Origin of the sequence: Saccharomonospora piscinae (assembly GCF_005862235.1) — a bacterium.
GTDB classification, from domain to species: Bacteria; Actinomycetota; Actinomycetes; order Mycobacteriales; family Pseudonocardiaceae; genus Saccharomonospora; species Saccharomonospora piscinae.
The window spans coordinates 474,258-486,099 of record NZ_VCEK01000004.1 but is presented as its reverse complement, the minus strand read 5'-3'; the positions used below and the strand labels follow the sequence as shown (position 1 = coordinate 486,099).

At 71.8% G+C, this 11,842-nt stretch carries 9 protein-coding genes and 1 riboswitch; of the genes, 4 read left to right on the top strand and 5 right to left on the bottom strand.

Going from position 1 to position 11,842, the window contains the following annotated elements:
* Position 1: 1 nt before the first annotated feature.
* The 4 genes from gcvH to FFT09_RS18620 form a co-directional block, all read right to left on the bottom strand.
* Entirely contained in the window at positions 2-388 is a 387-nt protein-coding gene (gene gcvH, locus FFT09_RS18635) for a glycine cleavage system protein GcvH (RefSeq protein WP_024875768.1), read from the bottom strand.
* Positions 389-391: 3 nt separating this feature from the next.
* Positions 392-1,510 carry a glycine cleavage system aminomethyltransferase GcvT gene (gene gcvT, locus FFT09_RS18630; RefSeq protein ID WP_244231413.1) on the bottom strand — a complete coding sequence of 373 codons (1,119 nt, stop codon included), beginning with the start codon at positions 1,508-1,510 and terminating at the stop codon, positions 392-394.
* Positions 1,507-4,389 carry an aminomethyl-transferring glycine dehydrogenase gene (gene gcvP / locus FFT09_RS18625; protein WP_138383474.1) on the bottom strand — a complete coding sequence of 961 codons (2,883 nt, stop codon included), beginning with the start codon at positions 4,387-4,389 and terminating at the stop codon, positions 1,507-1,509. Before gcvP ends, gcvT begins: the two co-directional genes overlap by 4 nt.
* Positions 4,390-4,437: 48 nt before the next feature.
* Positions 4,438-4,537: riboswitch (glycine riboswitch) on the bottom strand.
* A gap of 196 nt (positions 4,538-4,733) precedes the next feature.
* Positions 4,734-5,513, bottom strand: coding sequence for a DeoR/GlpR family DNA-binding transcription regulator (locus tag FFT09_RS18620; RefSeq protein ID WP_138383473.1), 780 nt, complete (start codon positions 5,511-5,513; stop codon positions 4,734-4,736).
* A gap of 206 nt (positions 5,514-5,719) precedes the next feature.
* Between FFT09_RS18620 and FFT09_RS18615 the strand changes: the two genes are divergently transcribed.
* Genes FFT09_RS18615 through FFT09_RS18605 form a run of 3 tightly spaced genes read left to right on the top strand, consistent with a single transcriptional unit; the run spans position 5,720 to position 9,356 of the window.
* Entirely contained in the window at positions 5,720-7,252 is a 1,533-nt protein-coding gene (locus FFT09_RS18615; protein WP_138383472.1) for an FGGY-family carbohydrate kinase, read from the top strand.
* Positions 7,249-8,733, top strand: a complete 1,485-nt coding sequence (locus FFT09_RS18610; RefSeq protein ID WP_138383471.1) for an FGGY-family carbohydrate kinase — start codon at positions 7,249-7,251, stop codon at positions 8,731-8,733. Before FFT09_RS18615 ends, FFT09_RS18610 begins: the two co-directional genes overlap by 4 nt.
* Positions 8,730-9,356 carry a histidine phosphatase family protein gene (locus FFT09_RS18605; RefSeq protein ID WP_138383470.1) on the top strand — a complete coding sequence of 209 codons (627 nt, stop codon included), beginning with the start codon at positions 8,730-8,732 and terminating at the stop codon, positions 9,354-9,356. The genes FFT09_RS18610 and FFT09_RS18605 overlap by 4 nt, the downstream gene beginning before the upstream one ends.
* A gap of 21 nt (positions 9,357-9,377) precedes the next feature.
* On the opposite strand, the gene FFT09_RS18600 is transcribed toward FFT09_RS18605, so the two are convergent.
* Positions 9,378-10,544, bottom strand: coding sequence for a phospholipase D-like domain-containing protein (locus tag FFT09_RS18600; RefSeq protein ID WP_138383469.1), 1,167 nt, complete (start codon positions 10,542-10,544; stop codon positions 9,378-9,380).
* A 333-nt stretch (positions 10,545-10,877) separates the two neighbouring features.
* On the opposite strand from FFT09_RS18600, the gene FFT09_RS18595 reads away from it, so the two are divergent.
* The gene (locus tag FFT09_RS18595; RefSeq protein WP_024875776.1) at positions 10,878-11,840 is read left to right on the top strand and encodes a DUF6772 family protein; all 963 of its coding nucleotides are present in this window, start codon (positions 10,878-10,880) and stop codon (positions 11,838-11,840) included.
* The last annotated feature ends 2 nt before the right edge of the window (positions 11,841-11,842 follow it).

The following is an 11,842-nucleotide window of genomic DNA, read 5'->3' as shown; positions in this document are numbered from 1 at the left end:
GTCAGCCCTTTCGAATCAGTGCGGCATAGGCGTCGGCGTCCAGCAGCTCCGGCACCGAGTCGGTGCGGATCCGGAAAAGCCAGCCCCCGTCGTAGGGATCGGAGTTGACGGTCTCGGGCGAATCCACGACGGATTCGTTGAGCTCGACGACCTCCCCGCTCACCGGCGAGTACAGCTCGCTGACGGACTTGGTCGACTCGATCTCGCCGCACACCTCACCCGCTGTGACGGTACTACCCGCCTCGGGGAGCTGGACGAAGACCACGTCACCGAGCGACTCGGCGGCGAAGTCGGTGACACCCACGGTCACGACACCGTCGGCGTCACCCGCGCGCACCCATTCGTGCTCGGCGGTGTAGCGGAGGTCCTGGGGGATGTTCGTCGACAAGTCTCAGCCTTTCGTGGTGGAGGGGCGCTGGTAGAACGGCGGGGAGACGACTTCGGCAGGAGTGGGGCGGCCCCGGACGTCCACCGAGAGGGCGGTGCCGGGCTCGGCGACGTCGGGAGCGACGTAGGCCATCGCGATGGGGTATCCGAGTGTGGGCGAGAGCGCGCCGCTGGTGATCTCGCCGACCTCACGCTCGCCGTCGAGGACACGGTAGCCGTGGCGGGGGGCGCGGCGGCCCTCGCCACGCAGCCCGACCAGCACCCGCTCGGGCTGTGCGACCAGAGCCGCCTTCTCCAGCGCGGCACGGCCCACGAAGTCGCCGGGCTTGTCGAGCTTCACGACCCGGCCGAGTCCCGCCTGGTGCGGGGTCAGGCCGGTGCCGAGTTCGTTGCCGTAGAGCGGCATCCCCGCCTCCAGCCGCAGGGTGTCGCGGCACGCGAGCCCGGCCGGGCGCAGACCGTGGGCCTCGCCGACGGCGGCGAGGCGCCGCCACACGGCCACAGCCACGTCGGCGTCGACGAACAACTCGAAGCCGTCCTCGCCCGTGTAGCCGGTGCGGGCGAGCAGGATCTCGGCGCCGGGGACACCGCTGACGACGGCGGGCATGCTCGCGTAGTAGCGGAGACCGTCGAGCTCCGCGTCCGTCGCCTCGGCCACGATCGCCGCCGAGGTGGGGCCCTGCACGGCGATGAGCGCGGTGCGCTCGCCGATGTCGGTGGCCCGCGCGTCGAAGCCCTCGACCCGCTCGCGCAGGGCGGCGGCCACGACGTCGGCGTTGCCCGCGTTGGCGACGACGAGGTAGCGCTGCTCGCCGGGCCGGTAGACGACGAGGTCGTCGAGCACGCCGCCGTGCTCGTCACACAGCATCGTGTAGCGCGCCCGGCCCACCTTCACCGCCGAGAGCTTGCCGACCAGCGCGTAGTCCAGCGCGTCGCCCGCCTCGGGTCCGCTCACCTCGATCTCGCCCATGTGCGAGAGGTCGAACTGGCCCGCGGCCTCGCGCACGGCGCGGTGCTCGGCGAGCTCGCTCGTGTAGCGCACGGGCATCGTCCAGCCCGCGAAGTCGGTGAACGACGCGCCGAGTTCGGCGTGGACGTCGTGCAGCGGGGTCGTCTTGGTCACGACGGCACACCTGCGCTTTCGTAGGAGGACACGGGCGGGCAGGAACAGACGAGGTTGCGGTCGCCGTAGGCGCCCTCGATGCGCCGCACCGGCGAGAAGTACTTGTTCTTCGGTGCCGTGCGGCCCGGGTAGACGGCGGTGCGGCGGTCGTAGGGCAGCGTCCACTCGCCCGCCAGCTGCTCGGCGGTGTGGGGCGCGTGGCGCAGCGGGCTGTCCTCGACGTCCCACGTGCCGTGGGCGACCTCGTCGATCTCCCGGCGGATGGCGATCATCGCGTCGCAGAAGCGGTCGAGCTCGGCGAGGTCCTCACTCTCGGTGGGCTCCACCATGAACGTGCCCGCCACCGGGAACGACATGGTGGGCGCGTGGAAGCCGTAGTCGATGAGCCGCTTGGCGACGTCGTCGACGGTGACGCCGGTCTGCTTCGTCAGGTCCCGCAGGTCGATGATGCACTCGTGCGCCACGAGCCCGGCCTGCCCGGTGTAGAGCACCGGGTAGTGCGGGGCCAGCCGGGCGGCGACGTAGTTCGCGTTGAGCACGGCGACCTTGGTGGCGTCGGTGAGCCCTGCGGCGCCCATCATGCGCACGTACGCCCACGAGATCGGCAGGATCGACGCCGAACCGTACGGCGCCGCCGCGATCGGGCCGACACCGGTCTCCGGGCCCGCCTCGGGCGCGAGCGGGTGGTTGGGCAGGTAGGGCGCGAGGTGGGCGCGCACCGCGACCGGGCCCACGCCGGGCCCACCGCCGCCGTGCGGGATGCAGAACGTCTTGTGCAGGTTGAGGTGCGAGACGTCGCCGCCGAACTCGCCGGGTTTGGCCAGCCCGAGCAGTGCGTTGAGGTTCGCGCCGTCGACGTAGACCTGGCCGCCCGCGTCGTGGACCACGGAGGCCAGCTCGGAGATCCCCGTCTCGTAGACGCCGTGTGTGGACGGGTAGGTGACCATGATCGCGGCGAGGGTGTCGCGGTGGGTGTCGGCCTTGGCGCGCAGGTCGTCGAGGTCCACGTCACCGTCGGCGGTGCAGGCCACCACGACCACCCGCATCCCCGCCAGTACGGCGGAGGCCGCGTTGGTGCCGTGGGCCGACGAGGGGATGAGGCAGACGTCGCGCTCGGGCTGGCCGTTCGCGCGGTGGTAGGCGCGGATGGCCAGCAGTCCCGCCAGCTCGCCCTGGCTGCCCGCGTTGGGTTGCAGCGAGACACTGTCGTAGCCGGTGACCTCCGCCAGCCACCGCGAGAGCTGCCCGACGAGCTCGGTGTAGCCCTCGGCGTCCCCGACGGGCGCGAACGGGTGAATGCCGGCGAACTCCGGCCACGTGACGGGTTCCATCTCGGTGGTCGCGTTGAGCTTCATCGTGCAGGAGCCCAGCGGGATCATGCCCCGGTCGAGGGCGTAGTCGGAGTCGGCGAGCCCGCGCAGGTACCGCAACATGGCGGTTTCCGAGCGGTGGGCGTGGAACACCTCGTGGCCCAGGTAGTCGCTCGTGCGCTCCAGCCCGGCGGGCACGGTGGCGCCGGGCGGCTGCCCGGTGCCGGGCGGCACGCCGAACGCGGCGAGCACGGCCTGGAGCACCTCCGGGGTCGTGACCTCGTCGCAGGCCACCCGCACGTGGTCGGCGTCGACCCTGCCGAGGTTGATGCCCGCGCCGGCCGCGGCGGCGAGCACGGCGTCCGCGCGGCCGGGAACGCGCGCCAGCACCGTGTCGAAGAAGTGCTGGTGCACGACCTCGACCCCACCCGAGCGCAGGGCGGCGGCCAGGCCCGCGGCGTGGCCGTGGACCCGTTCGGCGATGGCACGCAGCCCGCCGGGGCCGTGGTACACGGCGTACATCGACGCCATGACCGCCAGCAGCACCTGAGCCGTGCAGATGTTGCTCGTGGCCTTCTCGCGGCGGATGTGCTGCTCCCGGGTCTGCAACGCGAGCCGGTAGGCGGGCGCGCCCGCCGTGTCGACCGACACTCCGACGAGCCTGCCGGGCAGGGAGCGCTCCAGGCCCTTGCGCACGGCGAGGTAGCCCGCGTGCGGCCCGCCGTAGCCCAGCGGCACACCGAACCGCTGCGAGGTGCCCGCCGCGAGGTCGGCGCCGAACTCGCCGGGCGGGGTGAGCAGGGTCAGCGCCAGCAGGTCGGCCGCCATGCAGTACAGCGCGCCGGCGGCCTGGGCGGCCTGCGAGATGCGGTGATAGAAGTCCGGCTCTCGCAGCACGCCGGACACGCCCGGGTACTGCACGACCACGCCGAAGAACTCCTCGGGCAGCTCCCGCGACAGATCGCGTACGTCGACCTCGACGCCGACGGCCTCGGCGCGCGTGCGCACCACCGCGATCGTCTGCGGCAGGCACTCGGCGTCCACCACGACCGTGCCGGACTTCGCCTTCGACGCGCGCCGCATGAGCATCACGGCCTCCGCCACGGCGGTGCCCTCGTCGAGCAGCGAGGCGTTCGCCGTGGTCAGCCCGGTCAGGTCGGACACCATCGTCTGGAAGTTGAGCAGGGCCTCCAGCCGCCCCTGCGAGATCTCCGGCTGGTAGGGCGTGTAGGCGGTGTACCAGGCCGGGTTCTCCAGCACGTTGCGGCGGATCACCGCCGGGGTCACGGTGTCGTGGTAGCCGAGGCCGATCATCTGGGTGCGGACACGATTGCGGCGCGACAGCTCCCGCAGTTCGGCCAGCGCCTGTTCCTCGGAGGCTGCCGGGGGAAGCCGCAGCTCGCCGGAACTGCGAATGGCGCTCGGCACGGCGGCGGCCAGCAGCGCGTCGAGACTGCCGAACCCGCACTCGGCCAGCATCTTGGCCTGCTCGGACGGTCCAGGGCCGATGTGCCGGGAGGCAAATCCCGACGACGCCGGGGACACCGGGGAAACACCAGACACGGACATGGGAGCTCCTTCTCGCCGTACCACAAGGCATACCCGCCCTGTGCTGGGAACTCCCCCTCTGTCATGGGCACCTGAGAGTTTCACCGCGCGCGAGGCACGGCTTACACCTTGGGTGAGGCCCGAGGGCCTGCTTTCCAGAGTGGCCTCGCCGTAAGCGGTAGCGGTACCTGAGAGATTGTGGGGTGTTTACTCCTTCGGTGCCCCGCCGCCAACACGGGGGCTCTCCCGCTCCGGCTCGATCAGCCGCGATATCCGGTTGTGTGTTTCTGTTGTCGGAAGCTGACCGTACCCACCCCGGCCCGGGGCGTCCACAGCGTGCGGCGCAACGGTGACGGAGATCGTGCTCACGGGCGCTCCGGGACGACCCGCAGCGTGGCACCACCGTCGCGCACCGCACGCCGCTCGGCGGCGGGCAGGCCGTCGTCGGCGAGCACGAGGTCGAAGTCCGTCAACGGGGCCAGTGCGTAGAGCCCCTGGCGGGCGAACTTGGTGTGGTCGACCACCAGCACCCGCCGCGACGCCGACGCCAGCATCGCGCGCTTGACCTGCACCGTTGCCTGCGAGTGGTGGTAGCAGCGCCCGTGGGCCACGGCCGTGGTGGACACGAAGACGGTGTCGGCTCGCACCTTGGCCACGCCCTCGGCGGTGTAGAGGCCGAGGAAGGCGTCGTAGGCGGGGAAGTACTCGCCACCGAGCGAGATGAGCGTGATCCCGGGCATTCCGGCCAGCAGAGTGACGACCGGCTGGAAGTAGGTGATGACGGTCAGCGGCGTCCGTTCCGCCAGCCGCTCTGCCAGTGCCAGGCAGGTGGTGCTCTCGTCGAGCATCACCGTGTCGCCGGGACGCACCAGCTCGAGCGCCGCGCGGGCCAGTGCGCGCTTCGCCTGCACCATCGTCGCCCTGCGCTGGGCGATGTCGCCGTGGAACGCGGGCGAGGGTGCCGCGGTGGCTCCGCCGCGAACGCGCACGAGCCACCCCTGTGCCTGGAGCGCGTCCAGGTCGCGGTGCACGGTCATCACGCTGACGCCGAACTCGGCGGCCAGCGCCGAGGCGCGGACGGCACCGTCGGCGCGCACTCGGTCGCGGATCAGCGCCCTCCGCCGCGACCGGATGGTGCCGTCCATGGCGACTCCCGGTGTGAAGAAATGTGAACTACCCGCCGGGACGGGCCGGGCGTCACGCACTCTACCAGCGGCAACAGCTGCTCCGGTGGCGCACTCTTCACACGACGACCACACAGACCGCCGTGTGCTTCCCGGGGGCCATTGCCCGGCACCGCTCCCGAGGCTGTGCTTGAGAGGCGGAGCAGGACGCAGGCGAGGAGGCAGGCATGTCGGCGATCGCGGTGGACGCCGGAACGTCGGTGATCAAGGCTGTCGTGTTCGACGACTCCGGCCGCGAGGTCGCCGTGGCGCGCCGTGCGGCCGAGGTCCACCGGCCCCGGGCAGGCTGGGCCGAGCAGGACATGGCGGCGGTCTGGGACGCGGTGACCGCCGCGGTCCGCGACGTGCTGCCGCCGGACGGCGTGCGCTTCCTGGCCCTGACCGCGCAGGGCGACGGCTGCTGGCTCGTCGACGAGCGGGGTGAGCCGACCGGCCCCGCCGTGCTGTGGTCGGACGGCCGCGCCGCGTCCCTGGTGGACACGTGGTGGCGCAACGGCGTCGCGGAGGACGCCTTCCGCATCAACGGCTCGCTCGGCTTCGCCGGACTGCCGCACGCCGTGCTGACCTGGCTGCGCGAGCACGACCCCGACCGCCTCGCGCACTCGGCAACGGCCCTGACCTGCGGTGGCTGGGTCTTCTCCCGCCTCACCGGCGTTCTCGGCGCGGAACTCTCCGACGCCTCCGTGCCGCTGCTCGATCCCCGGACCCGGGAGTACTCGCCGGAATTGCTGTCCCTGTTCGGCCTGGAGTGGGCACGGCACCTGCTGCCCGAGGTGCTGGGCGGAGCCGACACCACGGCGCCGCTGACCCGGCGTGCCGCCGAGGAGCTGGGTCTGCCCGAGGGCACCCCCGTCGTCCTCGCGCCCTACGACGTGGCCGCCACGGCACGCGGAGCCGGCGCCACCGACCCGGGACAGGCATGCACGATCCTCGGCACCACGCTGTGTACCACGGTGGTCCGGCCGACGGTCGACACCACCGGTGCGGCGGCCGGGCTCACGCTGGTCCCCGGCTCCGGCCCCGGATACCTGCGCGCGTTCCCGACGCTGGCGGGGACCGAGGTGCTGAGCTGGGCGAGCGAACTGCTGGGGCTGCGTGGGATGCGGCGGGTGGCCGATCTCAGCGACCTGGCGGCCCGTGCCCGTCCCGGCGCCGACGGTCTGGTGTTCCTGCCCTACCTGTCCCCCGCCGGGGAACGGGTACCGTTCCTCGACACGAAGGCCAGGGGCACCTTCTGGGGCCTGAGCCTGGAACACGGCAGGGAAGCCGTGGCGCGGGCCGTCCTCGAAGGACTCACGATGGTGATCGAGGACTGTGTCCGGGCCGCGACCACGGGCTCCGGGACGGCCTCGCCCCTGACGGAGCTACGGGTGTGCGGCGGCGGCGCGAACAGCGCACTGTGGTGCGGGCTCATCGCGGACGTCGTGGGCGTGCCGGTGGTGCGTCCCACCGACACGGAGGTCGGCGCGAAGGGCGCGTTCCTGACGGGACTCGTGGCGACCGGCGCCGAACCGACCGTGGCCGAGGCCGCGCGACGACACGTCCGCGTGGACCGCACCGACGAACCCACGCCGGAGCTCCGGCGGCACTACGCCGACGGCTACGCCCGGTTTCTCGCCCTGCGCGACGTCGCGGCGACGGGATGGCACATCGCGACACCCCGACGCGAGCGCGTCGACGGACGAAAGGACGCCGGATGACACCACGCACAGCCGAGCCGGTGTGGCTCGGGCTCGACGTCGGCACACAAGGGGTTCGCTGCGTGGCCACGGACCGTACGGGCGGCACCGTCGCGAGCGGGGCGCACCCGCTGCGCGGTACCCGCGACGGCGTCCGGCACGAGCAGGACCCCCGGCAGTGGTGGACCGCGCTGTCCTCGGCCTGCCGCTCCGCCATGTCGGGCGTGGGCACCCGGCCGGTGCGGGGCCTCGCGCTGTGCGCGACGTCCGGCACGATCCTGCTCACCGATTCCGGGCTGAGACCGGTGACTCCGGGTCTGATGTACGACGACGCCCGGGCGGCGGACGAGGCGCGGCGGGTGGCCGACGCGGGTGAGCGGCTGTGGGCCAGGCTCGGGTACCGGCCGCAGGCGTCGTGGGCGCTGCCCACGCTGCTGTGGCTGCTCGACCGCCACGGTGACGGTGACGGTGACGGTGTGCGGCTGGTGCATCAGGCCGACTACCTCACCGGCAGGCTCGCCGGGACGCCGACGGCCGTGGACTCCAGCCACGCGCTCAAGGCGGGCTACGACCTCGATACCGAGCACTGGCCGTGGGACGTCACCGACGCGCTCGGCATCCCCGCCGCCGTCCTGCCCGACGTCGTCCGCCCCGGCACGGCGATCGCGGAGGTGGGCCCCGACGCGGCCACCGAGACCGGCATCCCGGCGGGCACTCCGATCATCGCGGGGATGACCGACGGCTGCGCGTCGGTGCTCGGCTCGGGCACGTTCGCGGTCGGCTCGTGGAACAGCGTGCTCGGCACGACGCTCGTGCTCAAGGGCGTCACGGACCACCGGCTGCACGACCCGCTCGGCGTCGTCTACTCCCACCGCGCGCCCGACGGCAACTGGCTGCCCGGCGGCGCCTCCAGCTCGGGCGCCGGCGTGCTGAGCGAACTCGGCGGTCTCGCCGACCTCGACCGGCTCACGACGCTGGCCGAGGCCAGGCCGCACCGCCCCGTCGTGACGTACCCGCTGTTCTCGCGCGGCGAGCGGTTCCCGTTCGTCGCGCCGGAGGCCGAACGCTTCACGCTCGGCACGCCCGCCGACGACGTCGACGCCTACGCCGCCCTGCTGCGCGGTGTCGCGTGCGTGGAGCGGCTCTGCTTCGACTACCTCGACCTGCTCGGCGCACCGACCGGGGGAACCCTCACGACCACCGGTGGCGGAGCCCGCAACACCTACTGGACCCGGCTGCGGGCCACACTGCTCGGCAGGCCCGTCACCGTGCCGCACGACGCCGACCCGGCCGCGGGAATGGCGTTGCTCGCGCGCGCCCACGAGTCCTCGCTCGCCGACGCCGCCGCGCGGACGGCGCGGGACGCGCACGTCGTCGACCCGGACCCCGACGCCGCGGACGTGCTGACCGAGGGCTACCTGGCCCTGGTCGACGCCTGGCACGACCGGGGCTGGCTGCCCACCGAACTGGCCGCGCACGCGCGGGAGAGGAGCACCCGTTGACCGAACTCGTCCTCGTCCGGCACGGACAGACCGTCTGGCACGACGGCAACCGCTACACCGGCCGCACCGACGTGCCACTGACCGACCACGGCCGCGACCAGGCCGGCGCGCTCGGCCGGTGGGCGCGGCACGCGAGACCGGACGCGCTGTGGGCCTCGACGCTGTCGCGCGCCCGCGACACCGCCGCCGCCGTCACCGAGGCCACCGGCCTGACCGCGCGAATGGACGACCGGCTCGTCGAACTGGACTTCGGCAAGGGCGAGGGACTGACCGCCGAGGAGATGAACCGGGCGTTTCCCGAGGCGAGGGCGGCGTTCGCCGACGACCCGGTCGCCCACCCGCTGCCCGGCGGCGAGGACCCGGTGGCCGCCACCGACCGCATGCTGCGCTGCGCCAGCGACGTCGTGCGGGCACACCCCGAGGGCCGGGTCCTGCTCGTCGGGCACTCGACCGCGCACCGGCTGCTGCTGTGTCACCTGCTGGGGCTCCCGCTGAGCGGCTACCGCCGTACCTTCCCGGTGTTCCGCAACTGCGCGATCACGACGGTGCGCTGGAACGGGACCGGGGCGGCGGCGCTGCTGGAGTACAACATCCCGCCGGAACCGGTCGGGGCCGGGCGCTGACCCGCGCCCGGCCCCGACCCGTCACAGCGCGGCCGCGTACATCCGCTCGAAGTTGTCGCGGTACTGCTCGTACAACCCGCCGAGGTTGGTGCGGATCATCGCCTCGTCGTTGCGGCGCAACGAGGTGTGGTTGAAGTTGGGGCTTCCGGTGAGCACCCACCGCGCGTCGGTGTCCCCGTCGACCTCACCCTCCACGAGCAGGTACTTGGAGTGCACGCGGCCGGGCAGCTCGTCCGCGTCGGCCAGGGTGCGCACGGCGATGTTCTCGTGGCCCGTCAGCAGCGCGGCGACCTCGTCGTCCAGCACACCGCCCACGATGCGGACCTCGCATCCCCGGTCGGCGAGCTGGACGATCCGCTCGGCGATCCCGATCCGGTAGCTGTCCCACTCGGACATTCCGATGCGGATGGTCGTGTCCTCCGAACATCCGACACCGGAGAGGTACTCCACGATGGGATCGCCGGTCGCGCGGGGAAAGAAGTGTGCTCGCACCGTGCCGCCCGGCATGCCCGTGGTCACGGTGCGGTCGTAGTCGGCGTCCTGCTGTTCGGCCGCGAGATCCGCGAAGTACGAATCGTAAGCCTCGTAGAGGCGCGAGTTTCCGACGAGGGTGGTCGCGTTGTTCCAGTATGTGGCCGAGTTGAGGTCGGTGAAGTTCGCCGAGGACTGCACCACGACGTCGGAGCGCCCGCCGGTGCGGGAGAACAGGTAGAACTTGTTGTGCTGGCCCTTGGTGCCGATGCACGACGACGTGTTGCCTTCCGGCGAGCGGTTTCCGCAGACGTGCAGCCAGGAGTCTCGTGCGGGATCGGTGCCGATCTCGGCACGCAGGGCGTCCACCGCGGGGTTGTCCACCTGCCACCCGTCGAGGACGATCCGCACGTCGACGCCACGGCGGTGTGCGGCGACCAGCTCCCCCGCGAAGTCCGCGCCAGCCTCGCCCGAGATGACGAAGTGGGCGAGGCGGATACTCGATCCCGGCTCGGCCTGCTTCACGAGCGAGCAGATCTGCCGGACGACACCGGTGGGATCACCGCCTGCCGGATCGTTGAACGCCGCGCCCGTGGTCACCGGCGCGGTGGGGGCGTCGCGGCACGGCCTGGCCTCCGGCGCCGCCGCGGCGGCCGGGACTGACGCGCTGAGCGCCGCCGTGACCACGGCGGCGGCGAGTACTGCTCTGACACGCATGGCTCTCCTTGGTGAGGGGTCGCACCCGGGCCACTGCCCGGGAATGGCGGGTGGTGCCGACGTGGAGCGAGAAACGCGAACTCGGGCAACGCCGCCCTGGCAGTGGGCGAACGCGGGTGGCCCGACGGTGTCACCGAAACATGAACGTTAACGGGAGCGCTCACGCTAGAGGTCCGCACCACGACCGTCAACCTTGTCGTTTCACGCAGCGAACCCGTTGACTCGGCGGGAACGACGGGTTAACTTCCCTGCATCACCCCGAATGAGCGCTCACGTTAACGTTCATCCTCACTACTGAGCGCTGTCCCCTCCGTCCCCAGGAGCTGACACACCTTGCACACCACAGATCCGGACCTGTCCGCATCGCTGCGGCGGGCCCTGCTCGACGCCGACCCGGCGTTGTCGCGCTACAACCCGCTGTCCCGCATCCTCGTGTTCGACCAGTTCAACACCGGCACCCACGGCTGGACCGAACTGATCGGCAACCACGACGGCGAGAGCAACCTCGACACCGTCGACGACCACATGCGCGACTTCCGCCCACCGCAGCTCAGCTCGTGCACGTTCTTCGACGTCGGCACGCACGGCGCCATGACGGGAACCTACGCGCTCAAGGTGTCCACCCGGCCGGTCACCGGGCACACCGGGGTCGCGATCCGCAGGCTCACCATGGCCAAGAAGGGCCGCGTCCAGTTCGAAACGTACTTCACCTACAAGGCCGAGGCGTCGTCCGAGGAGAACCAGGCGTCGAGCCAGGCAGGCTCCGGTGAGTGGGACGGCAACATCCACCCGTCCGAGCAGCAGTTCGGCGCGTTCACCGTGGCCACCGACATCTGCGACGACCGGGGCGTGCGCTACCACACCGTGATGCGCTACCAGAACACCGATCTGGACAACCAGTTCACGCGGCGCTGGATGTACCCGGTAGTGCCCGAGCCAACGCCCCGGGAGCACCTGGAGGGCAAGGTGAAACTCGGCCCGACCGCCGACTTCACCGCGCCGAACCCCGAGGACTGGCAGTCCGTCGGGGAGCCGCAGTCGTTCTGCTACAACGAGGTTCCCACCAAGGTCAACTGGCACTACCTGCGCTGGCAGCTCGACACCGAGACACAGCGCAACGTCGAGTTGCAGGTCAACGACCGGGTCTACGACCTGCGCGACGTTCCGGTGCCCGCGTACGAGGACACCTACGACTCGCTGGACAACCTGCTCAACTTCTACGTCAGCGCCCGTACCCACACGAACGTCCGGAACTTCCTGTTCCTGGACTCCGTTCTGATCTCGGTGGATTGGTAGGT

Excerpts from the sequence above, each read along its gene's own strand:
- FFT09_RS18600 (WP_138383469.1), bottom strand. The coding sequence starts at position 10,544 with ATGCGTGTCAGAGCAGTACTCGCCGCCGCCGTGGTCACGGCGGCGCTC.
- FFT09_RS18610 (WP_138383471.1), top strand. The coding sequence starts at position 7,249 with ATGACACCACGCACAGCCGAGCCGGTGTGGCTCGGGCTCGACGTCGGC.
- FFT09_RS18615 (WP_138383472.1), top strand. The coding sequence starts at position 5,720 with ATGTCGGCGATCGCGGTGGACGCCGGAACGTCGGTGATCAAGGCTGTC.
- gcvP (WP_138383474.1), bottom strand. The coding sequence starts at position 4,389 with ATGTCCGTGTCTGGTGTTTCCCCGGTGTCCCCGGCGTCGTCGGGATTT.
- FFT09_RS18620 (WP_138383473.1), bottom strand. The coding sequence starts at position 5,513 with ATGGACGGCACCATCCGGTCGCGGCGGAGGGCGCTGATCCGCGACCGA.